At 70.1% G+C, this 26,551-nt stretch carries 27 protein-coding genes and 1 riboswitch; of the genes, 10 read left to right on the top strand and 17 right to left on the bottom strand.

The features are described from left to right. The first annotated feature begins 255 nt into the window (after window positions 1-255). Complete coding sequence (locus tag R4P08_RS09120; RefSeq protein WP_317813531.1) at window positions 256-1,926, top strand: AMP-binding protein; 1,671 nt, start codon at window positions 256-258, stop codon at window positions 1,924-1,926. 136 nt (window positions 1,927-2,062) lie between these two features. On the opposite strand, the gene R4P08_RS09115 is transcribed toward R4P08_RS09120, so the two are convergent. The 4 genes from R4P08_RS09115 to R4P08_RS09100 form a co-directional block, all read right to left on the bottom strand. Next, window positions 2,063-3,661 (bottom strand): ABC transporter substrate-binding protein, encoded by a 1,599-nt coding sequence (locus tag R4P08_RS09115; RefSeq protein ID WP_317813480.1) that lies wholly within the window; start codon window positions 3,659-3,661, stop codon window positions 2,063-2,065. A gap of 158 nt (window positions 3,662-3,819) precedes the next feature. Next, window positions 3,820-5,424 (bottom strand): ABC transporter substrate-binding protein, encoded by a 1,605-nt coding sequence (locus R4P08_RS09110; protein WP_317813479.1) that lies wholly within the window; start codon window positions 5,422-5,424, stop codon window positions 3,820-3,822. Next, a complete protein-coding gene (locus tag R4P08_RS09105; protein ID WP_317813478.1) occupies window positions 5,421-6,458 on the bottom strand; it encodes an oligopeptide/dipeptide ABC transporter ATP-binding protein in 1,038 nt (345 codons plus the stop codon). The genes R4P08_RS09110 and R4P08_RS09105 overlap by 4 nt, the downstream gene beginning before the upstream one ends. Next, the gene (locus R4P08_RS09100) at window positions 6,455-7,417 is read right to left on the bottom strand and encodes an ABC transporter ATP-binding protein (protein WP_317813530.1); all 963 of its coding nucleotides are present in this window, start codon (window positions 7,415-7,417) and stop codon (window positions 6,455-6,457) included. Before R4P08_RS09100 ends, R4P08_RS09105 begins: the two co-directional genes overlap by 4 nt. A 275-nt stretch (window positions 7,418-7,692) precedes the next feature. Between R4P08_RS09100 and R4P08_RS09095 the strand changes: the two genes are divergently transcribed. From R4P08_RS09095 to R4P08_RS09085, 3 genes are read left to right on the top strand one after another with little or no spacing between them, the layout of a single operon-like run. Next, entirely contained in the window at window positions 7,693-8,811 is a 1,119-nt protein-coding gene (locus R4P08_RS09095; RefSeq protein WP_317813477.1) for an ABC transporter permease, read from the top strand. Next, the gene (locus R4P08_RS09090) at window positions 8,804-9,760 is read left to right on the top strand and encodes an ABC transporter permease (protein WP_317813476.1); all 957 of its coding nucleotides are present in this window, start codon (window positions 8,804-8,806) and stop codon (window positions 9,758-9,760) included. Before R4P08_RS09095 ends, R4P08_RS09090 begins: the two co-directional genes overlap by 8 nt. A 19-nt stretch (window positions 9,761-9,779) precedes the next feature. After that, window positions 9,780-10,466 (top strand): TetR/AcrR family transcriptional regulator, encoded by a 687-nt coding sequence (locus R4P08_RS09085; RefSeq protein WP_317813475.1) that lies wholly within the window; start codon window positions 9,780-9,782, stop codon window positions 10,464-10,466. A 72-nt stretch (window positions 10,467-10,538) separates the two neighbouring features. Here R4P08_RS09085 and R4P08_RS09080 read toward each other — a convergent pair whose 3' ends face one another. From R4P08_RS09080 to R4P08_RS09070, 3 genes are read right to left on the bottom strand one after another with little or no spacing between them, the layout of a single operon-like run. After that, window positions 10,539-11,747, bottom strand: coding sequence for an FAD/NAD(P)-binding oxidoreductase (locus tag R4P08_RS09080; protein WP_317813473.1), 1,209 nt, complete (start codon window positions 11,745-11,747; stop codon window positions 10,539-10,541). Window positions 11,748-11,750: 3 nt separating this feature from the next. Then, the gene (locus R4P08_RS09075; protein WP_317813472.1) at window positions 11,751-12,017 is read right to left on the bottom strand and encodes a hypothetical protein; all 267 of its coding nucleotides are present in this window, start codon (window positions 12,015-12,017) and stop codon (window positions 11,751-11,753) included. 36 nt (window positions 12,018-12,053) lie between these two features. Next, window positions 12,054-12,923 (bottom strand): aspartate dehydrogenase domain-containing protein, encoded by an 870-nt coding sequence (locus R4P08_RS09070; protein ID WP_317813471.1) that lies wholly within the window; start codon window positions 12,921-12,923, stop codon window positions 12,054-12,056. Here R4P08_RS09070 and R4P08_RS09065 point away from each other — a divergent pair. Then, the gene (locus R4P08_RS09065) at window positions 12,922-13,314 is read left to right on the top strand and encodes a hypothetical protein (protein WP_317813470.1); all 393 of its coding nucleotides are present in this window, start codon (window positions 12,922-12,924) and stop codon (window positions 13,312-13,314) included. The two genes, R4P08_RS09070 and R4P08_RS09065, sit on opposite strands and share 2 nt — an antisense overlap. A gap of 61 nt (window positions 13,315-13,375) precedes the next feature. Here R4P08_RS09065 and R4P08_RS09060 read toward each other — a convergent pair whose 3' ends face one another. After that, window positions 13,376-13,675, bottom strand: coding sequence for an EthD family reductase (locus R4P08_RS09060; RefSeq protein ID WP_317813469.1), 300 nt, complete (start codon window positions 13,673-13,675; stop codon window positions 13,376-13,378). 275 nt (window positions 13,676-13,950) lie between these two features. On the opposite strand from R4P08_RS09060, the gene R4P08_RS09055 reads away from it, so the two are divergent. Then, window positions 13,951-14,424 carry an SRPBCC family protein gene (locus tag R4P08_RS09055; protein ID WP_317813468.1) on the top strand — a complete coding sequence of 158 codons (474 nt, stop codon included), beginning with the start codon at window positions 13,951-13,953 and terminating at the stop codon, window positions 14,422-14,424. On the opposite strand, the gene R4P08_RS09050 is transcribed toward R4P08_RS09055, so the two are convergent. From R4P08_RS09050 to R4P08_RS09030, 5 genes are all read right to left on the bottom strand, one after another. Then, complete coding sequence (locus R4P08_RS09050; RefSeq protein ID WP_317813467.1) at window positions 14,378-14,896, bottom strand: DUF6114 domain-containing protein; 519 nt, start codon at window positions 14,894-14,896, stop codon at window positions 14,378-14,380. The two genes, R4P08_RS09055 and R4P08_RS09050, sit on opposite strands and share 47 nt — an antisense overlap. 141 nt (window positions 14,897-15,037) lie before the next feature. Continuing rightward, on the bottom strand, window positions 15,038-15,574 hold the full coding sequence (locus R4P08_RS09045) for a hypothetical protein (protein ID WP_317813466.1): 537 nt from the start codon (window positions 15,572-15,574) through the stop codon (window positions 15,038-15,040). Window positions 15,575-15,577: 3 nt separating this feature from the next. Continuing rightward, window positions 15,578-15,886, bottom strand: a complete 309-nt coding sequence (locus R4P08_RS09040; RefSeq protein WP_317813465.1) for a hypothetical protein — start codon at window positions 15,884-15,886, stop codon at window positions 15,578-15,580. Then, window positions 15,883-16,377, bottom strand: a complete 495-nt coding sequence (locus tag R4P08_RS09035; protein WP_317813464.1) for a hypothetical protein — start codon at window positions 16,375-16,377, stop codon at window positions 15,883-15,885. The genes R4P08_RS09040 and R4P08_RS09035 overlap by 4 nt, the downstream gene beginning before the upstream one ends. Continuing rightward, a complete protein-coding gene (locus tag R4P08_RS09030) occupies window positions 16,374-17,993 on the bottom strand; it encodes a GMC family oxidoreductase (RefSeq protein ID WP_317813463.1) in 1,620 nt (539 codons plus the stop codon). The genes R4P08_RS09035 and R4P08_RS09030 overlap by 4 nt, the downstream gene beginning before the upstream one ends. Before the next feature lie 74 nt (window positions 17,994-18,067). Next, window positions 18,068-18,165: riboswitch (TPP riboswitch) on the top strand. A 115-nt stretch (window positions 18,166-18,280) separates the two neighbouring features. Here R4P08_RS09030 and R4P08_RS09025 point away from each other — a divergent pair. The 3 genes from R4P08_RS09025 (at window position 18,281) to R4P08_RS09015 (ending at window position 20,113) form a co-directional block, all read left to right on the top strand. Continuing rightward, window positions 18,281-19,045: a 3-oxoacyl-ACP reductase gene (locus R4P08_RS09025; RefSeq protein ID WP_317813462.1), complete on the top strand. Its 765-nt coding sequence runs from the start codon at window positions 18,281-18,283 to the stop codon at window positions 19,043-19,045. 134 nt (window positions 19,046-19,179) lie between these two features. Then, complete coding sequence (locus R4P08_RS09020; RefSeq protein WP_317813461.1) at window positions 19,180-19,545, top strand: hypothetical protein; 366 nt, start codon at window positions 19,180-19,182, stop codon at window positions 19,543-19,545. A gap of 67 nt (window positions 19,546-19,612) precedes the next feature. After that, on the top strand, window positions 19,613-20,113 hold the full coding sequence (locus tag R4P08_RS09015) for a hypothetical protein (protein WP_317813460.1): 501 nt from the start codon (window positions 19,613-19,615) through the stop codon (window positions 20,111-20,113). Between the two features lie 142 nt (window positions 20,114-20,255). Here R4P08_RS09015 and R4P08_RS09010 read toward each other — a convergent pair whose 3' ends face one another. Beyond that, complete coding sequence (locus tag R4P08_RS09010; RefSeq protein ID WP_317813459.1) at window positions 20,256-20,480, bottom strand: hypothetical protein; 225 nt, start codon at window positions 20,478-20,480, stop codon at window positions 20,256-20,258. Window positions 20,481-20,648: 168 nt separating this feature from the next. On the opposite strand from R4P08_RS09010, the gene R4P08_RS09005 reads away from it, so the two are divergent. Further along, window positions 20,649-21,551, top strand: a complete 903-nt coding sequence (locus R4P08_RS09005) for an SDR family oxidoreductase (protein WP_317813458.1) — start codon at window positions 20,649-20,651, stop codon at window positions 21,549-21,551. 218 nt (window positions 21,552-21,769) lie between these two features. Here the strand turns inward: R4P08_RS09005 and R4P08_RS09000 are convergent, their stop codons facing one another. The 3 genes from R4P08_RS09000 to R4P08_RS08990 form a co-directional block, all read right to left on the bottom strand. Continuing rightward, window positions 21,770-22,882 (bottom strand): NDMA-dependent alcohol dehydrogenase, encoded by a 1,113-nt coding sequence (locus R4P08_RS09000; protein WP_317813457.1) that lies wholly within the window; start codon window positions 22,880-22,882, stop codon window positions 21,770-21,772. A gap of 112 nt (window positions 22,883-22,994) precedes the next feature. Further along, window positions 22,995-24,554 (bottom strand): aldehyde dehydrogenase family protein, encoded by a 1,560-nt coding sequence (locus R4P08_RS08995; RefSeq protein WP_317813456.1) that lies wholly within the window; start codon window positions 24,552-24,554, stop codon window positions 22,995-22,997. Between the two features lie 151 nt (window positions 24,555-24,705). After that, the gene (locus tag R4P08_RS08990; RefSeq protein ID WP_317813455.1) at window positions 24,706-26,550 is read right to left on the bottom strand and encodes a helix-turn-helix domain-containing protein; all 1,845 of its coding nucleotides are present in this window, start codon (window positions 26,548-26,550) and stop codon (window positions 24,706-24,708) included. Window position 26,551: the final 1 nt, after the last annotated feature.

The raw sequence follows: 26,551 nt of genomic DNA, 5'->3' as shown, positions 1-26,551 counted from the left end.
GGGGAGAGCAGCTCCGGGGTTCACGATAGGCCACGCCGGATGCTTGTGACGTCGGGCACAACTCGACTAGCATCACGCGTCAGGAAGCCGCCACACAACAGTTGTTATGTGCGGTGGCCGAGAGTAGCCGCCACCCCGAAGAACGAGAGGTCTACACGGATGCCCAGCACGACCGACGAGACACTGTCCACCCCGACCGACGGCGCCAGTGCCAGCGCTGCCGCAGCCGACGCCGGGATCTCCGTGGTCGAGCGGATGCTCCCGGCCGAGGTGGCCGCGCAGCGCCTCACCTTTGCCGACGTCCTGGGGCGCCGGCGCGGCGACTCCCGGCCGGGGTTGCTGTTCGAGGACCAGACCTACACCTGGGACGAAGTGGTGAGGGAGTGCGACAAGCGAGCCGCGGTGCTGCTCCGGCACCGGCGGGCCGGTCGCCCGTTCCACGTGGGCGTCCTGCTCGAGAACGTGCCCGACTACATCTTCCTGATCGGCGCAGGTGCCCTCAGCGGCGCGACGATCATCGGCATCAACCCCACCCGCCGGGGCGCCGAGCTCGCTGCGGACATCCGGGGCGTGGACTGCGACCTCATCATCACCGACTCCGCGCAGGCAGGGCTCCTCGACGGACTCGACACGGGCGTCGACGCCGACCGGGTCTTCTCGATCGACAGCCGGAGCTGGCAGGACGCCGTGACGGCGGCCGCCGACGAGGAGCTGACCGTGGCCGGGGAGTCCCGCGATCCCTCGACCAGGCTCCTGCTCACGTTCACGTCAGGGTCCACCGGCGCGCCCAAGGCGGTCATCTGCAGCACCGGACGGCTGGCCTCGCTCGCCGCGATCAACCACCTGTCGTTCACGCGCGATGACGTCACCTACAACTCGATGCCGTTGTTCCACGGCAACGCGATCATGTCCTGCTGGGCGCCCTCGGTGTTCACCGGCGCGACCTTCAGCATGCGTCGCAAGTTCTCCGCCTCCGGATTCCTGCCCGACATCCGCGAGTTCGGGGCGACGTTCTTCAACTACGTGGGCCGCTCGCTGGCGTACATCCTGGCGCTCCCGGAGTCGCCCGGGGAGCGTGAGAACCGGTTGAGGTTGGTGTTCGGCACCGAGGCGTCCCCGCACGACCGTGACGAGTTCGAGCGTCGCTTCGGCACCCGGCCCATCGAGAGCTACGGCTCGTCCGAGGGCGCGGTGGTCATCAGCCTCACGCCCGATTCACCCCGGAACGCACTGGGCGTCCCGCCTGAGTTCATGGACGTGTGCATCCTCGACGGAGGCGGCGACGAGTGCCCGCGCGCCGAGTTCGACGCAGGCGGCCGGCTGCTCAACCCCGAATCCGCGATCGGCGAGATCGTCAACCGTACGGGCGCCGCCATGTTCGAGGGCTACTACCGCAACCCCGGCGCCACCGCGGAGCGGATCGACGGCGCCACCTACCGGTCGGGGGACCTGGGCTACCGCGACGAGGCGGGCTTCTTCTACTTCGCCGGTCGCGGTGGCGACTGGCTGCGGGTGGACAGCGAGAACTTTTCCGCCGCGCCGGTCGAGCGGATCCTGGCCCGCTTCCCCGGCGTCGGTCTGGTGGCCGTGTACCCGGTCCCCGACCCGCGCACGGGAGACCAGGTGATGGCGTCCATCGAGATGGCCCACGGCACGCCCTTCGACCCGGACGCGTTCGGCCGGTTCCTCGCCGGACAATCGGACCTGGGCACCAAGTGGGCACCGCGGTTCGTCCGCGTCGTGGACGACATCCCGGTGACCGCCACGCGCAAGATCGACAAGAAGGGACTGCGCCGCGAGTCCTGGACCGTCGAGGACGCCGTCTACGTGGGAGACCCCAAGACCCACGAGTACCGCGCGATGAGCAGCGACGACCGGACTGCTCTCCTGGCCGAATACGAGCTCTACGGACGTAGCCCCGCCTGACACACCGGGCCCGCGGACGGCCCCGGACACCGCGCCCGACCGACACGACCGCGGCCCCGGATCCTCTCAGCGAGGATCCGGGGCCGCGGTCTATGGGGCGGTTCTGGTCGTGCGGGGGCGTCAGCGCGCCGGGGTGTTACTGCTCGATGTACGCGCCATCGAACATCATGGTCGAGAAGAGGGTGGGCGAGACGCCCTTGACCGACTCGTCGACCACCACGTACTCCTGCGCGTTGGCCAGGACCGCGAACGGCACCACGCGGTTGTAGACCTCCTGCAGCTCGGTCAGCGCCGCCTTCTGCGACTCGAGGTCCGGGGCGGCCTTGAACGCGGTCACGGCTTTGGTGAGCTCGGGGTCGTCGATGCCCGTGATGTTCAGCGAACCACCCGGGGACATGGTGCTGGCGAAGGTCGAGGCGGGATCGGCGTCGGACGGCGACAGACCGCCGATCACGGCCTCGTAGTCACCGGTGAACTGCCGCGCGGTGGCCTGCGCCACCGGCGCGCTCTCGATGGTGACGTCGAAGCCGGCCGCGTCCAGCAGCGCCTTGACGGCGACACCGGATTCCATGTTCTCGGGGCTGTCGGCCACGAGCAGGGTGATCTTCCCGTCCCAGTCCGGGCGGTCGGCCTTGACCTGGTCGACGAGCGCGGTGGCCTCCTCCGTGTTGAATTGCGGGCCCTGCTGCCCGTCGAAGAAGCGCGAGGACTCGGCGACGATGGCCGAGGTCGGCTGGCCCACGCCGCCGGTCAGTCGCTGGTCCACGAGGTCCCGGTCGATGGCCTTGGCGACGGCCTGGCGGGCCCGCTCGTCGGTCAGGACGCCGTCGTAGCCGGCGTTGCCGGAGTTGAGGTTGAGGAGCGAACCGGCGCTGGTGATGACCTCGAAGCCCCGAGCGCCGGCATCCTGGGCGGCCGTGACCGTCTTGGCGCCGCGCAGGAAGCCGAGCTGCAGCTCGCCGGTCTGGAACGCCTCGTAGGTGCCCTGCGAGCCGGGGATGCGGATGAACTTCAGGGTCGGGCAGACGGGGCCGCCGTAGTACCCGGTGTTGGGCTCCAGCACGAGCTCCTGATCCGGGGTGTAGGACGCGACGGTGAACGCGCCGGCCCCGATCGGGTTGCGCGACCAGTCCTGCGGGTCCGCGGCCTCGTGGGCCTGCTGCGGGATGACCTCGCCGGCCGGGCCGGCGAGCAGGATCGGGAACCCGGCCCACGGCTCGGCGAGCGTGAACTCCACCGTGGTCGGGTCCACGACCCGGGCCTGCTCGATCTGCTTGGCGTCGGTCATCGCGTTGGAGCGGGTGGCCGGGTCCTTGTGCAGGTCGATCGTGTACGCCACATCCTGGGCGGTCAGCTCGTCGCCGTTGGAGAACATGACGCCGTCGCGGAGCTTCAGGGTCCAGACGGTGTTGTCGGAGTTGGCCTCGAGCGACTCGGCGAGCTTGGGCTGGAACTCCGCGGCCTCCGGGTTCCAGATCATCAGTCGGTCGTACACGGCGGTGGACTCGGCCGCGCCCCGCACGCCGAACGAACCCTGGCCGGGCGCGAACGACGGGAGCATCGAGTACTCGCCCATCGTGATGGTGCCGCCGGCCTTGTCCTCGGTGCACCGCTCGGACTGGTCCGGCGCGGTGGCGCCCGACGCGGACTCGGCGGCGTCCCCGCCGCCTCCGCACGCGGTGAGGGTGAGTGCAGCGGTGGCCAGGGTGGCCAGCGCGACGGTGGTGCGGTTCATCTGTATCTCCTGATCGACAGTGGACGCGCGGCGTGCCGGTGGGCCGGCCGCGTGCCGGTGACGTGGGCGAGGACGTGCCCCGGGCTCTCTCCGGTGGGCGAGAGCCCGGGGCACGCGGGGGCGGTGCGGGGCGGCAGGGTCAGGGCCGCCGGAGGGGGCTACTTCTTGAGGAAGGCCCCGTCGTAGAGGACGGTCGAGGACAGGGTGGGCGTGAGTCCGCCGACGGTGTCGGAGACCGCCACGTACTGCTCGGCGTTGGCCATCACGGTGAACGGCTGGAGCTCGTTGAACACCTCCTGGAGGGCGGTGAGCGCCGCCTTCTGGGCGTCGAGGTCGGCGGCGGCCTTGAGGTCGTTCACCGCGGCGGTCAGCTCCGGGTTGTTGATCCCCGAGAGGTTGGTCGCGCCGTTCGGGAGCATTCCGCTGGCGAAGGCGGCCGCCGGATCGGCGTCCGTGGTGGCCAGGCCGCCGATCACGATCTCGTAGTCACCGGTGAACTGGCGTGCGGTGACCTGGGAGACGGGGGCGTTCTCGATCACTACGTTGAACCCGGCCGCATCCAGCAGTGCCTTGGCCACGACCCCGGCCTCGATGTTCTCGGGACCGTCGGAGATGAGCATGCGCAGAGTGCCGTCCCAGTCCGGGCGGTCGGCCTTGATCTCCGCGACGAGCCCCTTGGCCTTCTCGGCGTCGTACGCCGGACCCTGCTGGCCGTCGAAGAGGCGGGACGACTCGGCCACCAGCGCGGAGGTCGGCTGGCCCTCGCCGGCGTACAGCCGCTGGTTCCACAGGTCGCGGTCCATCGCGGCGGCGACGGCCCGGCGGGCGCGGACGTCGGTGAGGACGCCGTCGTACCCGGCCTTGCCGGAGTTCATGTTGAGCACCGAGCCGGAGCTGATGATCTCCTCGAAGCCCCGGACGTCGTCGTCCTGCGCCGTGGTGACGAACTTGGCGCCGCGCAGGAAGCCGACCTGGACCTCGTCGGTCTGGAAGGCGTCGTAGGTGCCCTGGGTGCCGGGGATACGGATGAACTTCAGGGTCGGGCAGACCGGTCCGCCGTAGTAGGCCGGGTTCGGCTCGAGCACGACCTCCTGGTCGGGGGTGTAGCTGGCGAGCGTGAAGGCGCCGGCACCGACCGGGTTGCGGGCCCACTCCTGCGGGTCGGCGGACTCGTAGGCCTTCTTGGGGAAGACCTCCCCGACCGTGCCGGCGAGCGTCACGGGGAAACCGGCCCACGGCTTGGCGAGCGTGAACTCGACGGTGAGCGGGTCCACCACGCGGGCGTCGGAGATCTCCATGGCCTCGGTCATCGCCACCGACCGGGTGGCCGGGTTCTTGTGCAGGCCGACCGTGAATGCAACATCCTCGGCGGTGAGCGGGTCGCCGTTGGAGAAGGTGACGCCCTCGCGGAGCTTCAGGGTCCACACGGTGTTGTCGGCGTTGGCCTCCAGCGACTCGGCGAGTTTGGGCTCGAACGCCTCCGCCTCGGGGTTCCACACCATCAGCCGGTCGTAGACGGCCGCCGACTGGGCGCCGCCCCGGACGCCGTACTGGCCCTGGCCCGGCGCGAAACTGGGGAGCATGGAGAACTCGCCCACGGTGATCGTCCCGCCGGCCAGGTCCGCGGTGCAGCGCTCGGACTGGTCGGGCGCCTGCCCCTCACCGCCGGCCGCGCTCGTGGAGTCGTCCCCGCCACCGCCGCAGGCGGTCAGAGTCAGGGTCGCGGCCGCGAGTACGGCCAGCGCGCTGGTGGTGCGATTCATCGGTTCTCCTCGAGAGGGTGGTGACACGCGACCTGGTGGCCGGGTGCGATGACGGTGAGTGGGGGGCGTTCAGCAGCGCAGATCTCGGTGGCCCGGGGGCACCGGGTCCGGAATCTGCAACCGGTCGGAGGGTCGAGCGGGGAGGGCAGCTCCGAACTCGTGGCGGTGATCGGCGACTCGCCGAGTGTGTCCGCGAGGGTGCCGCCGAGCGTGGGAGCCGACGAGATCAGCAGCATCGTGTACGGGTGCGCGGGCGCCCGGTAGAGCGCGGCGGTGTCGGCGACCTCGCACACCGTTCCCAGGTACATCACCGCCACGCGGTCGGCGATGTTGTGCACCACCGACAGGTCGTGGGAGATGAACACCATGGTCAGGTGGAAGCGCTCCTTCATGTCCTCGAGCAGGTTGAGGATCTGCGCCTGGACCGAGACGTCGAGCGCGGACACCGGCTCGTCGCACACCAGCACCTCCGGCTCGAGGACCAGCGCGCGGGCCAGGGCGATCCGCTGGCACTGCCCGCCGGAGAACTCCGACGGACGCCGGTCACCGGCGGACGCGGGGTCCAGGCCCACGGCCTCCATCGTGGCGTCGACCCGGCGCCGCATCTCGGCCTTGTCGCCGCCCGTGCCCTGGATCTGCAGCCCTTCCGCCACGATGTCCCGGACCTTCCGGCGCGGGTTGAGCGAGGAGATGGGGTCCTGGAACACCATCTGGATGGACTTGCGGGCCCGCTTGAGCGCCGAACCGGAGAGCCCGCTCAGGTCGGTGCCGTCCACGACCACGCGCCCAGAGGTGGGGCGGGGGAGCTGCAGTAGCGCCCGGCCGAGGCTGGACTTGCCGCACCCCGACTCGCCCACCAGGGCGAGGGTGGTGCCGCGGGGGACGTCGAGCGAGACGTCCGTGACGGCGTGCACCGTGCCCTTGCGGGTCTGGTACTCGACGGTGACGTTGTCGACGACGAGCTTGGCGTCGGCGGGCCGGCCGGTGGACGCAGGGATCGGCGCATCGGCGACGTCCGAGGGGGTGCCGGTCATGATGCCTCACTGCTCGATCGGGGGCGGGCGGGGACGGTCGGGTGGAGGCACGCGACCCGGTGGACCGCGGCCGGGCGGGAGTCGGCACCGGGCTCGGGGGCGGCGTAGCCGGCGACGTCCTCGAGCGGGGGGTCCAGGGCGAGGCAGTCGTCGGCCACCCGGGGACAGCGGGGGGCGAACCGACACCCCGGGGGCATCGCCCGCAGGTCCGGCGGACGGCCCTCGATGACGGTCAGCCGGGTGTGCGGCGGCAGGTCGGGCCGGGGGATCGAGTCCAGCAACGCGCCGGTGTACGGGTGTGCGGGTTCATCCAGCAGGGCGCGCGTCTGGCCCACCTCCAGGAAGCGGCCGGCGTACATGACCCCGATCCGGTCCGTGTGCTGTGAGACCACGGCGAGGTCGTGGCTGACCAGGATCATCGCCATGTCGCCGTCGGCCTGCAGCCCGTGCAGCAGATCCAGGATCTCGTGTTGCACCGTCACATCGAGTGCGGTGGTGGGCTCGTCGGCGATCAGCAGTTTGGGCGAGCAGGACAGCGCGATCGCTATTCCGACACGCTGGCGCATCCCGCCCGAGAGCTGGTGGGGGTACTCGGTCAACCGGGCCCGGGGGGACGGGATCCGGACGCGTTCGAGCATCTCCACCGCGCGGTCGGTGGCGTCCCGCCGGCTCAGGCCGAGGTGGTGCCGCAGGGGGTCGATGATCTGCCGACCGATGGTCCGGATGGGATTGAGCGAGGTGAGCGGGTCCTGGAAGACCATGGCGATCTCGCGGCCCCAGAACTTCTGCGCCTCACGCTGGGTCAGGGCGAGCACGTCCCGGCCGGCGAAGTCGACGGTCGAGGTGGGATCCACCGTCGCGGCGGTCGGGGCGATCCCCATGATCGAGCGCACGAGCATCGACTTGCCGGACCCGGATTCCCCGACGATGCCGATGGTCTCGCCGCGGCGTAGCGAGATGTCGACCCCGTCGACCGGGGTGATCCGACCCGCCGGCGTGTCGATGTGTGTGCGGAGGTCGCGGACCTTGAGCAGCAGGTCGGTGTCGGCCGTGGTTTCGGGCCCGCGGGGCGGTGCGGCGGCGATGACTGCCTCCTGGTGTGGGTGTCTCGGTCCGACGTCTAAGTCGTGTACTTAAAACGTGTTGCTGTGACGAGTATCACGGCATAGTGTGTCTTTCGTCAAGGCAATTAAGAAACCGCCTCATGCGGTGCCTCAACCGAAGGGTCCCCCACGTGCTCAGGTTCATTGGCGAACGCGCTCTGCACGCGGTCGTCGTCGTCCTACTCGCCGCCACCGGCGCGTTCTTCCTGATGGAGGCGGTGCCAGGAGATTCCGCGGCCTCGGCTGTCGGTCCGGGAGCCACCGCCGAGCAGTACCAGTCGGCCCGGGAGGAGATGGGGCTGGACGACCCCGTGACAACCCGGTTCGGGGACTGGGCCGGTGGACTGGCGTCCGGCGATCTCGGTCGCTCGCTCATCCAGCCCAACCAGCCGGTGACCGAGATGATCGGCAACGCGCTACCCGTGACCATGCAGCTCGCCTTCCTGTCGATCATCCTTTCCCTGGCGATAGCCGTGCCCGTCGCCGTGTGGTCGGCCTACCGCCGGGGCGGGGTCTTCGACCAGGTCGCCTCCCTCGTGGCGTTCGCGTTCATCTCGGTGCCCAGCTTCGTGGCGGGCCTGCTGCTGATCTACCTCTTCGTGTTCAACCACTCCCTGGCGCAGCAGCTGATCCTGGGTGCCGCGGTCGTGATCGGGCTGGCCGTCGCGTTGTCCCCCGTCGGCCGTCGCGGCGGTCGCGGGGCGCCCGGTGCGATGTGGGGCCGGGCCCTGCTCGGTGGGCTCGGGGTGGGCGTGGTGTTGGCCCTGGCAGCACTGTTCCTGCCCGAGTTCCCACGCCAGGGCTATTCGCCGCTGGCCGACGGGCTGGGGGAGAACCTGCGCAGCATCGCCCTGCCGGCCATCACGCTCGCGCTCATGGAGGTCGCGATCTTCACGCGGGTCCTGCGGACCGACATGATCTCCACCCTGCAGCAGGACTTCGTCCTCTCGGCCCGCGCCAAGGGAATGCCCACCGGCCATGTCCTGGTCTCGGAGGCGCTGCGGCCGTCGACGGTCTCCATCATCACGCTCGCGGGCATCAGCCTCGGCCGGCTCATCGGCGGGACCGTGGTGGTCGAGCGCCTGTTCAACCTCCCCGGGATGGGCAGCATGATCGTCAACGCCGTGCAGAACCAGAACCTGCCCGTGGTCCTGGGCGGAGTACTCGTGATCGCCATCTTCTACGTCCTGGTCAACATGATCGTGGACGTCACCTACGCACTCATCGACCCGAGGATCCGCCGTGGCTGACACCGCTCCGACCCGTACAACCGCCGCCGCGGCCCCCATCGTGGACCCTGTCGTGGCACCCGCCCCCGCCCCCGGTTCCGGTCCCGCGCCCGGCCCCGCCCGCCGCCGCCCACGGATGCCCACGCTCTCCGGGCTCGCCACCGCCCTGGCGCTGGGGTGGACCTTCCTCATCCTGCTGGGCGCCCTCGTCGTGGACTTCCTGCCGCTGAGCGAGGCGCGCGATCCCTCGCTCGCGCTGACGACGCGCTCCCTGATGCCGCCCGACCTGTTCACGGCTCACCCCTTCGGCACCGACGGGCAGGGTCTGGACATCCTGGGCGGACTCCTCTACGGCGCGCGGGTCTCCCTGGTGGTGGGCATCGGCGGGGTCCTGATCGGCGCGCTGATCGGCGGCGCACTCGGGCTGCTGGCCGGGTACCGCGGCGGCTGGACCGACCGGGTCGTCTCGATCCTGGTCGACACCCTGCTGGCCTTCCCCTCGCTCATCCTGCTGATCGCGATCATCACGGTCCTCGAACCGACGCTGATCAACGTCACGCTGGCGCTGGGGATCATGGTGGTGCCGGCCTACGCTCGGCTCGTCCGGGCCAATGCGATGAGTTTCGCGGGTCGGGAATTCGTCACCGCCGCCAGGTCACTCGGGGCCGGTGAGCTGCGGATCATGCTGCGGGAGGTCACCCCGAACATCGTCCAACCGGTCTTCTCATATAGCTTCATGCTCATCGCCGTGCTCATCGTGGCCGAGGCATCGCTGAGCTACCTGGGGTTGAGCATCCCCCGGCCTGAGCCCACCTGGGGGAACATGATCAGCGCCGGACAGAGCGACTTCCAGCGGTATCCGTACCTCGTGGGGATACCCGCGGTCGTGCTGTTCCTCACCGTCTTGAGCTTCAACCAGGTGGGCGAGGCGGCCGGACGGAAGTGGAGTCCCGGTGCAGCCAAGATCTGAGCCGGACGGAGGTGGTGCCATGGCGGACATGGGCGAGGACCCGGCCGACAAGACCTCGTCCTCCACCGAGAACAAGGACGCCAAGACGGCGATGATCGAGGTCGCGGAGAAACTGATCGGCGAGCGCGGCATCGACCAGGTGTCCATGCGCGACGTCGCCACGGCCGCCGGTCAGCGCAACAACTCGGCCGTGCAGTACCACTTCGGCAGCCGGAACGGCCTCATCATGCAGGTCCTGCGCCGCCGGCTGGTCGCGCTCGACGCCAACAGGCAGAAGCGCTTGGCGGTGATCGACGACGACGGCCTGGGGACGGACCTGACCACGCTGGTGCGGGTGCTCCTCGAGCCGATCGTCGACCTCCTCCGCGCCCAGCCCGAGGCCACCCACTATGCGCGATTCCTGCAGCGGGTCGGCCCGGTCATGGCGCCCGGGGTCCCGGAGGCGAATCTGCGCACCGCCACCGACGACGTGGTGGTGCGCCTGATCGACGCGCTCTCGCACCTGCCGCGGCGGGTGGCCTTCGAGCGCATCGACCTGGCCACCCAGATGTTCACCGGCGCACTGGCCGTATACGAGGACCGCCGGGACGCCGGCAACACCGTGGTCAACTCGGAATTCGAGGACGTGGTGGCGCACCTGTACGACATGGTCGAGGCCGCGCTGCGCGCCGGGGTCGGCCCGCGGGACGAGGCGCGCGGGTCCTGACCCAGCCTGCAGCGACCCAGCCTGCGGCGACCCAGCCTGCGGCGACCCAGCCTGCCGTGACCCCGTGCGCGGTCAGACCCGCCCGCGCAGCAGCTTCCGGAAGTAGATGACCGGCTGCACGTACCGGTCGAACAGATGCGTGATCCGCCGGGGCCTGGTCAGGTCGATCCCGCGCACCGAGGGCGCCGGCCGACCGTCCCGATCGTGCTCGGCCAGCATCAGCCGGTCCCGGCTCACGGCGATGGGAATGATCGTGTAGCCGTCGTAGGGGGTCGCCGGCCCGCCCGTGCGCAGGTCGTCGGCCACCACCGCCACCTGGGGGCGGAGCGCGCCGCCCGACGGGCGGGTGTCCACGGTCGCCGCGTCGCCGAGGCCCCACACCGACTCGGCGCGGGTGTGGCGCAGGGTGACCGGGTCCACCTCGATCAGTCCGGCGTCGCCGCCGTCGCCCAGACCCGACTCGGCGACGAACTGGGGTGCCCGACTCAGCGGGGTCACGTAGGCCAGGTTCACATTGCTGATCTCCCGAGTGCTGAGCTGCGCAGTGTCTGATCCGTCGAGCCGAACGGTGCGGGCGTGATGGTCCACGGCCGAGACGTGGGTCTGTTCGTGGACGGTGATCCCGTACCGGGTGATGTACGGACGCAACCGGGCATCGGTGGGCTCGAGGCCGAGGATGCCACTGAACGGGGTCGCCAGATGCACGTCGATCCGGTCGAGAACCCCCTCCCGCTGCCAGTGGTCGCAGGCCTGGAAGAGCGCCTTGAGCACCGTGCCCCCGCACGAGGCGGGTTCGGGCGGCACCGCGAACACCACGGTGCCCTCGCGCACCCGGACCAGCGCGGCGCACGCGCGACCGGCGTATTCGGGCACGTGTGCCGACATCGCCCAGCCGTTGACGTAGGCCTCGTCCAGCCCGGGGATCGCGTCCCAGCGCGGGGTCAGCCCGGGGCACAGCACCAGGTTGTCGTAGCTCAGCGTGGGGCCGGAGTCGGCCGCGGTGCGGGACCCGAGCGTGACGGTGCGGCCGGCCGGGTCGATCTTGGTGGCCGCGTGGGGGAGGAGCTGGACGCCGTCCGGGACCACCTGGGCCATCGAGCGCTCGTACCGATCCATCCGCGCGGTTCCGGCCGCGGCGTAGTTGAGCATCGGCCGGTAGCGGTGGACAGGGTTCGGGTCGACCAGGGCGATGTTATGCCGGCCGTCGTTGCGCAGCCGCGCGGCCAGGGAGACCCCGGCGTTCCCCGCCCCGATGATCACGGTGTCGAATGCGGCGGACATGGGCTACAGGATTTCGAACATGTAGCCGACGAGGCCGGCCACCACGAGGAGGACGACGAGGGCGATGACGACGATCCACACCACCGGCCCCTTGCTGGAGTTCGTCTTGGTGGGGCTCTGCCGCTCCGTCGGACTCAGCTTCCGCGGTCCACTGTCGGACTCCATGGAGGTCGAATCGGAATCGGGGGTCTGTGGGCCGGTCGGCGAGCCGCCGGCGTCGACATCCGGACTCTGGCGGGGATCGGGATCGGACGGTCCTGTGTGTGTCATGGGACACCTCTCGAGTCGTCGTCTAGGACCTCGACCCTAAGACGATCCAGAGGTGCCTTCCACCGGTCTGCCCACGCCCACGACCACCACTCCGGGCCCGACGCCCGCGCTGATCGCGGACAGGACCTCGATCACCGACCACGCGGTGATCGCCGACGTGCGACCGCCGGAGTCCGGGTCCACCGAATTCTCGAACCGCATGTCGTAGCTGCCCATCGGGGATTCCCACTCCACCACGTGGCGGGTGCGCTCGACCTCCGGGTCGGCCACCACGATCACCTCGACCCGGTCCAGGCCGATCGTCGCCAGCGCGAGCGCCACCGAGGCGTTGGAGGTGCGCGGGAACTCCAGCGCCGCCTCGCGTGCCGAGCCGCGGAAGACCTCGCGCGGAGCGTCGAGCGGTTCGTCGACGCCCAGTGCCGCCGGGCTCTTGATGGTGAAGTGCCGCAGCACCGCGGACTCGGTTCCCGCCCGTGCGGCGGCGGCCAGTACATCCAGTCCGCCGACGGCCCCGGCGGGCACGAGGACCCGGCCGGGGCCTGACCCGACCAGGTCGTGCTTGGTCTCGTGCCGCGCGAACACCCCGCACGAGCAGACGATCACGTCTTTGCCGGCGCTCGTGATGCGGGGGATGAGTTCCTCCGCGGCCTCGACGCTCGCGGCTTCGACCAGCACGTCGGCCGCCTCGAGGGCCGCGGTGACCTGGCCGGAAGTGCTGCTCGAGCGGAGCGCCGCGACGAGGCGCGCACCGGGGACGTCGCCGTTCTCCAGTGCCTCGGCGACCGCGCCGCCGATCGCGCCGACGCCGATCACGGCCACCGCCAGGGGGCGGGCTGAGGCGCGCGCCTGGTCGGGTTGTGCAGGCCTCGAGGGTGCACGGGTATTGGGTGCACGGGTAGGGGACATGGTGAGGCCACCGTACCCACGGCGACTGTCGGCTGTCGCCGGCTGCGGCCAGTTTGCGTCCTACGCCGCGTGGGTCCTCCTCGGGCGGGTGATGGTGGCCGGGATCTTCGCGACGGGGTACGACGACAAGCTGAGGTCGCGCTGGACGGCACTGGTCACCGACCTGAACCGTCATCTCGCGGCTCAGATGGGGCGGGATGCGGAGGCCGGGCTGATCATCCCGTTGTCCGATGACCACGGGGCCCTGATCGAGACGCTGACCGACATGATCGTCATGGCCTTCTACAAGGACCGCTCCTTGCCGCTCGCCGAGGCGGAGTCGGCGCGGATGCTGACCTTCGTCAAGGCGATCTGGCTGGAGGCGTGGGGGGCCTCGGTCGCCGCGGGGTGAGGCCCACCGCGATGGATTGCTCGATGATCAGCATCAGCAACCGCGCGGCGAGACTGCCGAATTACTCGGTGGTGCCCACCAGCATGGTCGGGGTGATCCCGAGGTTCGCGGTGTCAGCGACCAGAGCCAGGCCCTCGTCGGTGGACATCGCTGCGCCCATCGCGTCGGCGTCCGCGAACATCAGCTGGGCCATAAGGTGGTATTCCGGCGCTGCCCCGTCCGGACCGGGCAGGAAGCGCGTGACCTTGGCGTCATCGAGACCCGGCACCGCGCGGGCGAGGGGGATATGCGTCTCGGTGTAGTGCTTGTCGAACTTCTCGACGTCGTCGGGAGTTCCGTAGAGGACGGTGAGGGTGATCATGGTTCTTCCTCTGTCAGTTATGCGACGGCCCCTCGGTGATCGAGGGGATCTCGGGGTCCACCGCAGCCTAGGCTCAGCGCGTCGTGCGCCGCGCCGTTTCGGACCGGAGGCCAGGGGTGAGGCGGCGGACTCGCGCGCTTGTACGCCCGACCCGTCGTCGCACTGACGCCCACGAAAATGGGACGGAAACGACCGGTAGCGACACCGGCTCGCGGCGAGCGCCGTCATACTCGTGCAATACGCCCCGGACGACTCACGAAAGGACTTGTCCACCCATGTCTCCAGTCACCACCGTCGACCGCGGCCCCCGCGTCGTCGCCCGTCGTGTCACCGTGAACGCCCCGGCGGCCGAGCTGTTCGCCCTCGTCAACGACCCCCGTAAGCACGGCATCGTCGACGGATCGGGAACGGTCAAGGACAACGTCAAAGGTCCTTCCACGTTGTCTCCGGGAGCCCGGTTCACCACCAAGATGCGCATGTACGGCGTCCCGTACCGCATCACCTGCAAGGTCACGGATCACGCCGACACCCCGGAGAGCAAGGTCGTCGAGTGGCAACACCCGGCCGGACACCGGTGGCGCTGGGAGTTCGCGCCCGTCACCGCCGAGACGACCGAGGTCACCGAGAGCTTTGACAACCGGGCGTCCAAGCTCGGCAAGTTCTTCGAGATTGTCGGCGTGGCGGATCAGAACGCGGCCGGGATCACCGCGTCGCTCGAGCGTCTCGCCGCAAAGTACTCGAAGGCCTAGTAGGCACCGCCCCCGGCGGTGTGGGCGTCAATCCGGGCAGTTCCGGTAGTTCCGCTAGTTCCTGGGCAGCCGCGGGTTCGGCCGCAGTGGGGGAGCGCGTCCAGGTGAGAATCAGGCCCGCGCCGACTCCAGTCGGCACGCGCCGGGTCGGCCGCAGCAGCGACAGCGCCCCGCGCAGGAACATGAAGGCGCCTAGGAACAGCGTCGATAACCCGGCGATGGTGCTGATGTTGATGAGCACATCGCCGACATGGAATGAGGTGTAGGCCGGTAGCAACAGGAACAGGCCGGACACGAGCACGGTTGCCGCGCCCCAGAAGGGGCGCCCGCCGCGCCAGTCCCGGAATCGCGTCCGGGCATCCGCGGGTAGGCGAATCAGCATCCGCTCGCACCCTTGTCGACGTCGATGGTGAACTGGTTGAGAAAGCGCGGTGGCGTTCATCGCGATGAGCTCGATGCGCGCGTTGCCCATGGTCGCGTCCTGAGCCGCCTTCGCGGAGGTGACGACGCCTGCCGGGGCCGAAGTGCCGACCGTACGGTATGCCAACATTGCTGCCGCCACCAACAGCGTTCGATTGCATCTAGATGCTGTGCGCCCCTATGTCCTCGCCGGTCATCGAAACAACCTACCGCCGGCATGCTCTCCTATCGCAGCACGCAACCGGAAGTTCTTCACGTCGAGGTGACTTGCGCGTTGCGACTTGCTGAGGGTGGTGACAGGCGGGTTCGAGGTGACGTCCAAGTACGCCTCCACGGCCAGTCCGGTCGTGAGCCGGATCTCATACTTATTGAGGGGCCACCTGTCGATATCGGAAACGCCGTCGAAAATGTTCAGACCGAGGGTGGTGTCTACGATCGCTTCCCATTCGAGGAGTGTTTCCTCCAGCGCTCGGTATGCGTCCTGGTAATCCAGTTCTACTGATTCCGAGATTTCTGACCTCGCGGAATCCAGCTCCTCGGGAGAGTTTCCGGGTTTGCTCGGTTCCGATCTCGAGAAGTCTTCACGCGCGCCTTGCACGAGCAGTACGGCGCCCACCACACAAGAAACAACCGCGACGATCGCGACTATGACAGCCACAGCGCCGAGAATCAGGCCGAGAAGTATGACGAACAGCGCAATTCCGGCGACTCGACTCCACTGGTAGAGCATTTGTCACACCACCAATCCGACGAGCCAGATTGCCAGTAGCGTACCGATGATGGCCAAGGCAACTGCCTCGAGGAGTTTCACTGTCCCGTTCCAGCGATAGTCCTCCGGCTGGGACTCATCGTGGGTGGTCCATTTAGTGCTTGCGGCCACGATCAACGACTGAGTGTCAACTGTCCCCACCAGGCGGCCAGCATTAGCGAACCGATCTTCTCCCAGGGGTCGTGCCATCACCAGTGCGCGTTTTCGGGCGGAGTCCGATTGACGCTCACGAAATAATTCCAAAGAGCCGATGACTTCAGATCGAGCGGTCACGACTCGACATTCCCGCGCGTGAGAAGCAGCGGCGCCGCGGCGACCTTGGACCATGGCCCGCCGACGAACGTCAGCCCCAGCAGGCGGCGGTCGTCGAGCGCGCGGAACTCGTCGCGCACCCAGCGCCACGGGACCGGGCCGTCGGACCCGTAGGAGCACACGATCGTCGGCAGGCCGTCGAGCCACGAGCGCTCCAGCGTCACCCGCATCGGCAGTGCCTCGCGGTTGCTGCCGTTGCCGTCGTCCAGCAGGTTGACGGCAGTGCCGCCGTCGCCGAACCGTTTGCCCTGCCAGCCCGGCATCCCGCCGAGCGCGATCGCCCGCGGGGCCGCGACCCGCAGGGCAGCCGGGCCGATGAAGGAGATGCGGTAGTCGCCGGGCTCGGGCAGGTTCGTTGCCGGCGTCGCCTGCGTGAACAGGGTGCGCAGCGCGCCGAGGGTGGTGGGAAGGGGCTGGGTGGGAGAGGGCTGAGCGGGAGAGGGCTGGGTCATGAGGCTCCGGACGTCTGTAGAGGCTGAGCGCGGCGGGCGCGGTAGCGGGTGGCAAAGCGTTCGGCCATCGCGGTGATGGTCAGGCTCGGGTTGACGCCGACGTTGGCCGGGATCGCCGAGCCGTCGACCACGTACAGCCCGGGATGGCCGAAGACCTGGTGGTCGGTGTCGATCACGCCGTCGGTGGCGTCCGCGCCCATGGCCGCGCCGCCGAGGATGTGCGCGGTGATGGACTTGCCGCCCACGGTCTCCAGCAGCAGGTTGAGGGGTCGCCCGCCCACCGACTCGGCGAACCGCCGCGCGACCTCGTTGGCCTGCGGCAGATAGCTCGGCGCCTGGGCGCTGCCCGAGGCCTGCGATCGGAGTACCCGCCGCCACGGGCGGACCGGCGAGCGGGCGAACACCAGCCGGATCTCGTTCTCCACGTTCTGCATCACGGTGAACACGCTCAGGCGCTCGATGAAGTTGCGGGCGGTCATCAGCCGCAGCTGCCGCCACGGCGCTCGCGCGAGCTGAGCCAGCGCCGCCCGCCGCCGCGCGGCCGGGTCCTCGCCGTCGACAAGGGGGCCCAACTGGAACCGCATGTGCCACCCACCGACGTAGCGGTTCTGCGTGACGTGCGTGGAGTCGTCGGGGTAGAACTCGCTGGAGATGGTGGGGCCGCGGGTGAGGTCGGCGGCGGGGTCGGCGGCCAGGACGGCCGTGATGGCCTCGGAATTGGTGCGCACGCCTTCCCCGAGCCGCGCCGAGACGCGGGGGAGGAGGCCCTGCTCGCGGGAGCGGAACAGTAGTTCGACCGTGCCCAGGACGCCGGCGGCCAGCACGACCTCGGGCGCCCGGATCGCCTCGCCGCTGCCGGTCCGCACCTCGTAACCGCCGCCGGGGAGTTCGGCGATGGTGTCCACGCGCGTGTCGGGGCGGATCCGGGCGCCGCGCTTCTCGGCCAGCCACAGGTAGTTGAGGTCCAGGGTGTTCTTGCTGCCGTAGGGGCAGCCGACCAGGCAGGCGCCGCAGAGGCGGCAGCCGGTGCGATCGGGCCCCTCGCCGCCGAAGAACGGGTCCGGCACGGTGACCCCCTCCTCGCCGAACCAGATGGCCATCGGTGTGGGGCCGTACGTCTCGCCCGTGCCCATCGACCGTGCCGTGGCCTCCAGATGCAGGTCCATCGGGCCGACGAAGCGCGTGGTCTCGCGGCCGAGCATCCGCGCGGCGGTCGCGTAGTGCTCGACCAGCTCGGCGCGCCAGCCGGCGGGGGCGTGCGGCCAGGCGGGGTCGGTGAAGAACTCGTCCTTGGGCTCGAGCAGCACGCCGGCCCACACGATGCTGCCGCCGCCGACCCCCGCGCCCCCGATGATGCCGACATGCTCGAGCACTCGTTGCCAGAAGAAGCCGCGCATCCCTACCGAGGGCATCCACAGATACTTGCGCGGGTCGGTGCGGGCGGCCAGGAGATCGTCCGGAGTATGACGACGACCCTGTTCCAGGACGAGGACCGATCGCCCCTGCTCGGCCAGCCGGAGGGCGCTGACCGCGCCGCCGAAACCGCTGCCGATCACGATGACATCGGGTTCGGTGGTTTGCCGCGGCGGGCCGTCGTTCTTCTGACGAGCGTTCATTCCGCGAAGCCTAGGACGAGCGTCCAGAAGCGGGGGCGGATCGAGTGGGTTTAGACGCCGCGTGGCCTATGGTGTCTTGCGACACGGGGTGCTGCCCATCCGGACAGCTGAGAACACACCCGTCGAACCTGATCTGGGTAGTTCCAGCGAAGGAATGTCGATACGGCGCCCCGAGCGTCATGGCGGTGTCCCTCCGGGCGTCGTCGCCTCGGACCCGGACGGTCCTCGAACGGCCGACCGGGGGGTATCGCATTCCCGTGGGTGGAGCCGCCGGGAAGCGAGAAACAATGCGTATCGACGAGCAGGTCGTGCTGGTCACCGGCGGAGCCCGCGGGCTCGGCGTGGAGATCGTCCGGGCGTTCGCCCGAGAAGGTGCTCGCGTCGTCGTCAACTATCGGCGCAGTGAGGACGCTGCCGCCGACCTGGTCCGCGAGATCGGCGCCGAGCGTGCCGTGGCCGTTCGAGCCGATGTGACCGACGACGACGAGGTCCGCGAACTCGTCCGGGCCGCGCGTGCCCACTTCGGCGCAACGATCACCACCGTGGTGAACAACGCGCTCGCGGACTTCCAGTTCAACGGCGACGCCCGTCCGGGCCCCGAGACCATCACCTGGGACGCCTTCGACGCCCAGCTGCGTGGCGCGGTCAAGGCCACGCTCTCCACCACCCAGGCGACGCTGCCCGGGATGTGCGAGACCGGGTTCGGCCGGATCGTCACCATCGGCACCAACCTCTTCCAGAACCCGGTGGTGCCGTACCACGACTACACCGCCGCCAAGGCCGCCGCGCTCTCGCTCACCCGGACCCTGGCCGCGGACCTGGGCCCGGCGGGCATCACGGTGAACATGGTCTCCGGGGGGCTCCTGCGCACCACCGACGCCAGCGCCGCTACACCTGACGAGGTGTTTGACCTCATCGCCGCCAGCACTCCGCTGCGGCGCGCGATCACACCGCCCGAACTCGCCGACGCGGTGCTGTTCTTCGCCTCGCCGTGGGCGCGCGCGGTGACGGGCCAGAACCTCATCGTGGACGGGGGACTGGTCAAGGGCTGAGGCCGCGGCGACGGGTGGGGTCGGGCCGAGGCGGCGGCGGGTGGCAACGGCTCGTCCTCCCCGCGCCCGCATAGCCGCAGCACCTGTGCAGTTTGCCCTTGCCCGACCCCGCCCGGGTGGAGGAAGCTGGGTTTATGCAGATCCCGTCGATTTCCTCCTCTCGAACGGCCGAGGGGCGGCGGATCGAGATGGCCGAGGCGGCGGTGTTCGAGCTCGACCAGCGACTGGCCGAATGGGACGAGGAGAGAGCTCGCATGGTGGCCGACGAGCTCGGGAGCGATCCTTTCCATCACGTCCCCATGACCTGGCCCGCCGTGGCGGAGTCCCGGGCCTCGTCAGCCGGGCGTCTCGCGGCCCCGCTGTCCCGGGCCGCCATCGAGGCGGAGTGTTCAGAGCTCCGGTGGTCGGCCGCGGGAAAGCTGATCGGCGCCGGGATCTCGGCGGCGGTGCTGCTGTCCGTCCCGCTTACGCTCGTCCTGCACTCGCTGGGGGGAGCATGAGGGGCCTGTGGGACGGCGGGGACGAGCGGCGGCTGGACCAGCGGCCGGGCTGGCTGGTGGTGGCGACGTGCCGCTGATCCTCGCGTTGCTCCTTCTCGCGGTCATCGCCGGGCTCGTGGTCTGGATCGCGGCGACGGGCTGGCTCGTGCGCTCCGGCCTGGAAGACCTGGCCCGACGGCGCCGGTTGCGGAGGGGCACCGATCCGGTCCAGCTCACTGCGGAGCGAGCGGTGGATTCGGCTCGGCGGTCCTACCTCCTGGCGCTGGAGGCGCTGACCGAGACCGTCGACCGCTGGTTCGGCCTCCGGGCCACGCTGGGCATCGGGACGCCGCTGGAGGACGAGTACCTCGACATCCGGGACCGCACCGATGCCGATCCCGAGTTCGCCGGGCTGCTGGAGCGAGCGAACTCCGCCTGCCTCGATAACCGATCGAGGCATCCGGACACGGTCGCCGACCTACTCGGTGAGGCCGCGCGGATGGACTCCCTCACCCTCGCCATCCGCGGGCACGTCCACCGGGCGGGGCGGTCGCCGCGACGCGGGCTCGACGGCGGGTCGGCCGGCTGAAAACAACGGCCAACATGTCCCACTGACAGAACCACTCCGCCTCGCGGCGCCCACATTGGGTGGGCGCCGCGGAAACGGAGTAGCGGTGAGGGGCTGTCGGTCGGGCCGCCTCAGCGAGCGGGCCCGACCCGACGAGATCGGCTCAGGCGGTGCCCGTGCCCGGATCGGCGGCGGGCGAGGTGTTGGTGCCGCCGTCGTTGACCTCGAAGCGCGTCCACTTGCCGTCCATGTCGACCTCCATGGCGTAGCCCAGAGTGTCCTCCGGCACCTCGACCGTCTTGAACCAGTCGTAGGCCTTGGTGTCGTCGGCGAACTCCTTCTCGTCGATCACGTTCTGCTCGGGGTCGATCACGCGGTAACGGGGCATGGCTGCTCCTTGGTCTCGAGGGAAGTCGATCGTCTTCCGCAGTGTGGGGGATTCGGGGCGGTCCCGCATCCGGACGGTTCGCGCCGGGGGCAGCCTCGCGAGCGGCATCGACGAGTGCGGATCGGGGATGGGGTGGGTACGGTCGAACTCCCGTCTCGAGGAGGCAGTATGACCAATCCATCCGAAGAGCAGTCCCCGCTCGTCGACCCCACCAGCAAATACGAAGTCGAGATCCCCCTGCAGTCGCAGCCCGTACCGGGGCTCGCGTCCGAGATGGTGCCGCCGTCAGACCACGGGGAGGACACCTATGTCGGCCACGGCCGACTGACCGGACGGCGCGCGCTCATCACCGGTGGCGACTCCGGGATCGGCCGGGCCGTGGCGATCGCGTACGCCCGAGAGGGCGCCGACGTCGCGATCGGCTACCTGCCCGACGAGCAGTCCGACGCCGACGACGTGGCCACGCTGGTCCGCGAGGCCGGCCGCACCTGCGTGCTGCTGCCCGGGGACGTGGGCGATGAAGAGGTGGCGCGGGGGATCGTCCGCGACGCCGTGGCCGGGCTGGGCGGTCTCGACATCCTGGTGCTCAACGCCGCGCGCCAGACCTTCGTGGAGCATCTCGAGGACCTGAGCTCCGCGCAGTGGGCCGAGACGATGAACGTCAACATCTCGGCGCCGTTCTGGATGATGCAGGAGGCGCTGGCACATCTGCAGCCCGGCGCGAGCGTGATCTTCACGTCCTCGGTGCAGGCGTACACCCCCTCGCCGGGACTCGTGGACTACGCCACCTCCCGCGCGGCCGTGAACACCATGTCCAAGTCGCTTGCGCAGCAACTCGCCCCGCGCGGGATCCGCGTGAACGCCGTCGCGCCGGGGCCGTTCTGGACCGCGCTGCAGGTCAGCGGTGGCCAGAAGCCGGAGAAGCTGCCCGACTTCGGGAAGAAGAACCCGCTGGGCCGGCCGGGGCAGCCGGTCGAGATGGCCGGCGCGTACGTGTACCTGGCGTCCGACGAATCCTCGTACACCACGGGCAACACGCTGTCCGTGACCGGCGGTGCGCCCACGCCCTGAGCCGGACGAGCGCAGCTGCCCGCCGACATGGCGTCTCGCGTGAGCTGCGGTGCGGGCGAAACGCCAGGTTCGCGGGCGGCTATGCACTGACCGGGCACGCGCTCGCGCGAGACGCCATCCGCGCGAGCGCCTGGGACCGTTGTCTCGGCCAACTACAGCGCGCGCCGCCCCGAGAACAGGACAGCGCGCGCCACATGCCGGTGTCGGGCCGAGCCCGATCAGGCCTCGTGGATGATCACCCCTCGCATGATCTTGCCGTCCTTGAGGTCCTGGTAACCCTCGTTCACCTGGTCGAGCGTGTACGTGGTGGTGATGAGCTCGTCGAGCTTGAGCTTGCCCTCGTCGTACAGCCGCAGGAGCTTGACGATGTCGTACTGCGGGTTGGCCGAACCGAACAGGGTGCCCGTGATGGTCTTGCCGAACAGGGCCATCATCGTGCCGCTGACCTGCACGGTCTTGTCGGTCATGTTGCCCAGGCCGGTGATCACGACCCTGCCGCCCTTGCCGATCACGTCGAAGGCGCTGGAGACGACCTGCTCCTCGACGGTGCCCACCAGGATGAGGGCCTGATCTGCCATCTGGCCCCAGGTGAGCTTCTCCACCTCGGCGTGGGCCTCGGCGGCGTCGGCGAACGCGTGCGTGGCGCCGAACTTCAGTGCCTCGTCGCGCTTGAACTGGACGGGGTCCACCACCACGACGTGCCGGGCCCCCGAGTGGACAGCCCCCTGCACGGCGTTGATGCCCAGGCCGCCGATGCCGTAGATCACCACGGTGTCGCCCTGGCGGACGTTGCCGGCGTAGGTCGCGGTGCCCCAGCCCGACGGCACGCCGCAGCCCACCAGAACCGCCTTGTCCAGCGGCAGCCAGTCGTCGACCTTGACCACCGAGTGCTGCGAGATCACCGAGCGTTCGGAGAAGGTGCCGAGCATGCACATGGCACCGAAGTCCTTTCCGTCGGAGTGGAAGCGGAACGTGCCATCGGGCATGTGGCCCTCGAGGATCGTCGCGCCCATGTCACACAGGCTCTGCCGCCCGGTCGAGCAGTAGCGGCAGGTCCCGCAGTTGGGGATGAAGGAGCAGACCACGTGGTCGCCCTCCTTGACCTTGGTGACGCCCACGCCGACGGCCTCGATCACCCCGGCACCCTCGTGTCCGCCGACGATCGGGAACCGCGGCGGGAGCGAGCCGTCGGACAGGTGCAGGTCGGAATGGCACAGGCCGGCGGCCGTGTACTTGATGAGGACCTCACCGGGCCCGGGCTCATCGAGGTCGAGCTCGATCAGCTCGAACGGCTTGTGGAGGTCGAACAGGACTGCTGCCTTGGTCTTCACAGAGGGTGTTCCTTTCGGAGAACGCAGTGGAGAAACTGAGAGCAAGAGTGAACGGACAAGGGGGGAGTCGCCGACGTCCCTGGAGGGGGCACGGGGACGCCGGGTCCCGGTATCAGAGCTGGATGTTGACCGATCGGGTCTGGGTGTAGAGGTCCAGCGCGCCCCTGCCCAGTTCGCGGCCCCAGCCGGACTGCTTGAACCCGCCGAACGGCATGGCGGTGTCGAAGCCGTTGTACTGGTTGACCCAGACCGATCCGGCCTGCAGGCGGCTGGCGACCTTGTGGGCCTTGGAGATGTCCTGGGTCCAGACCCCGGCGGCGAGGCCGTACATGGAATTGTTGGCCTGGCGGACGGCGTCGTCGAGATCGGTGAACCGCAGGGCCGCCACGACGGGACCGAAGATCTCGTCGGTGACCACCCGGTTGTCGGGCTTCACGTCCACAAAGACGGTGGGTTGGATGAAGAAGCCGGTGTCGCCATGACGCCCGCCGCCGGTCAGCGTCCGTCCGCCGTCCTCGATCCCGGCCCGCAGGTAGTGGGAGATCTTGTCGAACTGGTCCTGGTCGACCACCGGTCCGAGCGTGGTGGCGGGGTCGAGACCGTGCCCGATGGTGGCCTGGGCGGCGGCGTCCGCCACGGCCTGCGTGAACTCCTCGTAGATCGAGTCCTCCACGTAGAGCCGGGTGCCGGCGGTGCAGGCCTGTCCGTGGTTGAACATCCAGGCGGCCACGGACCCGGCGACGGCGGCGTCCCAGTCGCAGTCGGCAAAGACGATGTTGGCGCTCTTGCCGCCCAGCTCCAGGGAGACCTTCTTGAGGTTGCCCTTGGCGGCGTCGACGATCAACCTGCCCACCTCGGTGGAGCCGGTGAAGGCCACCTTGTCCACGTCGTCGTGGGCGGAGATCGCGGCCCCGGCGTCGCCGAAGCCGGTGATGATGTTCACCACGCCGTCCGGCACCCCGGCCTCGGCCATGATCTCGCCCAGGAGCAGCGCGGTCAGCGGCGTCTGCTCGGCGGGCTTGAGGACCAGGGTGTTGCCGGTGGCCAGGGCGGGCGCGAGCTTCCACGAGGCCATGAGGATGGGGAAGTTCCACGGGATGATCTGGCCGCACACGCCCACCGGGACGCGCTGGGTGTACGCGTGGAACTGCTTGTCGCCGGCGAACGGCATGGACACGTTGACCGTGGTGCCCTCGATCTTGGTGCACCAGCCCGCGTAGTAGCGGAACACGTCGGCCGCCCACGCCACGTCGACGGCGGTCGCGATGGCCGCGGACTTGCCGTTGTCCAGCGCCTCGATCTGCCCGAGGAGCGCGGCCTTGGCGTCCAGCAGGTCGCCGATGCGCCACAGGATCTGCTCGCGCTGATTGGGCTTCATGGTGGCCCACTTGCCGTCGTCGAACGCGCGGCGAGCCGCGGCCACGGCACGGTTGACGTCCTCGGCGCCGCCGCGCGCGACCTGCGCGATCTCGGCGCCGGTGGCCGGGTCGAAGGTGCCGAAGGTGCGGCCGTCGGCGGCGTCGACCCACTGGCCGTCGATGAACAGCTGGTGCGGGCGGGCGAGGAACTCGCGGGCCTCGGCGCTGAGCCGTTCGTCGACAGTGTTCGTGGAGCTGCTGTTCGTGGAGCTGCTGTTCGCGGAGCCGGTGTCGCGGGAGAGTGTGCCGGTCATGATTGCCTCCAAGATCGGAGACCGGCTCGATGTGATGCCGGTCACAACCCATCATGGGGTCGCGGGCAACACTCGGAGTGTTCAGTTTCTGGACAACCTCTGTCCGGACACCGGGCAGGCGGACAACCTCCACCCGGACACCGGACAGGCGCTACGACAGGCCGAACTCCCGCATCCGCGCGTAGAGGGTGGTGCGGCTGATGCCCAGCCGCTTGGCGGCGCGGGATCGCACGCCGTCGCAGTCCGCGAGCGCGGCGACGACCGCGTCGTACTCCCCGCGCGCCAACTCGCCTGTCCGGGGCGGCCGGGCGGCCCGGACGCGGGAGGGGAGCGAGCCCACGTCGAGGGCGGCCCGGCGGCTCCCCGCGGGTCCGGCCGCGACCCCGGTCAGGCAGTCGAGCAGGATCGATCGCAGCGACACGAGCCCGTTGGGCAGGTCAGTGGAACAGACCGCGTCCACGAACCGCGGCGACACCGACGGCTCGGCGAGTCCGTGCTCAGCGGACAGGTCGGCGACCATCCGGCGGACGATCTCGCCGCCCTCGGCCCCGCGCTCGTGCAGCGGCCGCAGGACGGTCCGCGTCCCGCACGCGTCGAGTGCCTGCGTCACCGCCGCGCGGGGGTCCTCGCGACTGGTGACGACGACGAGGCCCGCACCCACCGACCCCAGGCGGGCTGCCAACCGGCGCAGATCGGCGTCGGAGAGGAGGTCGATGTCGTCCAGGACCAGCGCCCCGCCCTGGCTGCTCTGGTCGCCTCGAACTCCACGGTCGCCCGGACTGCCCTGATCGACCCGAGCGCCGCGGTCGCGGAGCGCGGGCACCACGAGCTCCCGCCACGCGGCCTCGGCGCTGTCCGCCGCCGCGAGCCGCACGTGCTGGGCGTCCGGGCCGGCGATCGACCTCGCTGTCGTGGTCCGCCCCGACCCCGGGGGTCCCACCACGGCGTGCGCGCCGGCGGTGACCCGCGCGGGGGTCCGGTGAGGGCTCGCCGCGGCGGCCGTGCCCGGGGAATCCGCAGACGTGGAACGCGCGGTCGTTCCTGTGCGTACGGGGTTGCGCCGGGTGGAGGCGCGAAGGGAGGGGATGGGCGGGGCGGCGGATCGGCGCAGGGCGTCCGGGTGCAGGGCGGACGGGTGGAGGGGGTCCGGGTAGCGGACGTCCGGGAAGGTCAGGTCGAGCAGGTGGCCGGAGCGACCGACCCGGCTCGAGCGCACCCCCACGGTGCCCACCGAGAGTTCGACCGCGTCGCCCACCTCATCCTGCGCGACCAGGCGCCGGAGCCGGGCGAGGTCCAGGGGGTCCAGTCGCTCCAGACTCGAGTGGGAGGCCAGCACCACCTCGTCGCCGAACGCGCAGGTCGCGGTGTCCGAGGAGCGGGTGCGCTCGACAAAGCGGTGCCAGAGCTCGCGGTCGTCAGCGCGGGCCGTGTCGATGTAACGGGCTTCGATGTCCGCCACGATCTTGCGCACGAACGGGGCGAACATGCGCGAGGCGTCCGCGCTCATGCCCGTCAGGTCCACCGCCCCGACCAGGCGGCGGGTGAGCGGGTCGATGATCGGGTGGCCGTAGCAGACGAAGTCGCGCAGGACCTCGGCGAAGTGCTGCTCGCCGTGGATGAACACCCCGGCCCGGGTCTCCAGCGCGGTCCCGATGCCGTTGTTGCCCACGGCGTCCTCGGTGAGCGTGGCGCCGTCGTCGACCCCGCGCCGCAGGAGCATCTGGGCGGCCCGGGCGTTGTCGCGGGCGGTGCGGATGACACGGCCGTCGCGGTCCGCCAGCACGAGCATCGCGCCGGTGTCCTTGAGGACCTCGTCCAGGCTGTCCATCACCGGGCGGGCGGCCTCAGCGAGGCGGTGGGAACGGGTGGCGCCGGGATCAGGGGCGCCGGGACGCGCACTCTGCGGGGTGAGCCCGCACGAGGCGGACCTGCGCCATGACATCCCGAGCTGGTCCTCGCCGGGTCCTGGCGAGGCGGGATGGATGAGCGCGGTCAAC

Source organism: Rhodococcus sp. IEGM 1408, from assembly GCF_033142235.1.
Lineage (GTDB): Bacteria > Actinomycetota > Actinomycetes > Mycobacteriales > Mycobacteriaceae > Dietzia.
The sequence above is the reverse complement of the archived record's forward strand: the minus strand, read 5'-3'. Positions and strand labels throughout refer to the sequence as shown.

What these genes read in the sequence shown, in the direction of transcription:
- R4P08_RS09115 (WP_317813480.1), bottom strand. Translation starts at nt 3,661, where the DNA reads ATGAACCGCACCACCGTCGCGCTGGCCACCCTGGCCACCGCTGCACTC.
- R4P08_RS09120 (WP_317813531.1), top strand. Translation starts at nt 256, where the DNA reads ATGCTCCCGGCCGAGGTGGCCGCGCAGCGCCTCACCTTTGCCGACGTC.
- R4P08_RS09010 (WP_317813459.1), bottom strand. Translation starts at nt 20,480, where the DNA reads ATGCCCCGTTACCGCGTGATCGACCCCGAGCAGAACGTGATCGACGAG.
- R4P08_RS08995 (WP_317813456.1), bottom strand. Translation starts at nt 24,554, where the DNA reads ATGACCGGCACACTCTCCCGCGACACCGGCTCCGCGAACAGCAGCTCC.
- R4P08_RS09060 (WP_317813469.1), bottom strand. Translation starts at nt 13,675, where the DNA reads ATGATCACCCTCACCGTCCTCTACGGAACTCCCGACGACGTCGAGAAG.
- R4P08_RS09085 (WP_317813475.1), top strand. Translation starts at nt 9,780, where the DNA reads ATGGCGGACATGGGCGAGGACCCGGCCGACAAGACCTCGTCCTCCACC.
- R4P08_RS09080 (WP_317813473.1), bottom strand. Translation starts at nt 11,747, where the DNA reads ATGTCCGCCGCATTCGACACCGTGATCATCGGGGCGGGGAACGCCGGG.
- R4P08_RS09110 (WP_317813479.1), bottom strand. Translation starts at nt 5,424, where the DNA reads ATGAATCGCACCACCAGCGCGCTGGCCGTACTCGCGGCCGCGACCCTG.
- R4P08_RS09030 (WP_317813463.1), bottom strand. Translation starts at nt 17,993, where the DNA reads ATGAACGCTCGTCAGAAGAACGACGGCCCGCCGCGGCAAACCACCGAA.
- R4P08_RS09020 (WP_317813461.1), top strand. Translation starts at nt 19,180, where the DNA reads ATGCAGATCCCGTCGATTTCCTCCTCTCGAACGGCCGAGGGGCGGCGG.
- R4P08_RS09055 (WP_317813468.1), top strand. Translation starts at nt 13,951, where the DNA reads ATGTCTCCAGTCACCACCGTCGACCGCGGCCCCCGCGTCGTCGCCCGT.
- R4P08_RS09025 (WP_317813462.1), top strand. Translation starts at nt 18,281, where the DNA reads ATGCGTATCGACGAGCAGGTCGTGCTGGTCACCGGCGGAGCCCGCGGG.
- R4P08_RS09050 (WP_317813467.1), bottom strand. Translation starts at nt 14,896, where the DNA reads ATGGGCAACGCGCGCATCGAGCTCATCGCGATGAACGCCACCGCGCTT.
- R4P08_RS09005 (WP_317813458.1), top strand. Translation starts at nt 20,649, where the DNA reads ATGACCAATCCATCCGAAGAGCAGTCCCCGCTCGTCGACCCCACCAGC.
- R4P08_RS09035 (WP_317813464.1), bottom strand. Translation starts at nt 16,377, where the DNA reads ATGACCCAGCCCTCTCCCGCTCAGCCCTCTCCCACCCAGCCCCTTCCC.
- R4P08_RS09065 (WP_317813470.1), top strand. Translation starts at nt 12,922, where the DNA reads ATGGTGAGGCCACCGTACCCACGGCGACTGTCGGCTGTCGCCGGCTGC.
- R4P08_RS09070 (WP_317813471.1), bottom strand. Translation starts at nt 12,923, where the DNA reads ATGTCCCCTACCCGTGCACCCAATACCCGTGCACCCTCGAGGCCTGCA.
- R4P08_RS09075 (WP_317813472.1), bottom strand. Translation starts at nt 12,017, where the DNA reads ATGACACACACAGGACCGTCCGATCCCGATCCCCGCCAGAGTCCGGAT.
- R4P08_RS09045 (WP_317813466.1), bottom strand. Translation starts at nt 15,574, where the DNA reads ATGCTCTACCAGTGGAGTCGAGTCGCCGGAATTGCGCTGTTCGTCATA.
- R4P08_RS09105 (WP_317813478.1), bottom strand. Translation starts at nt 6,458, where the DNA reads ATGACCGGCACCCCCTCGGACGTCGCCGATGCGCCGATCCCTGCGTCC.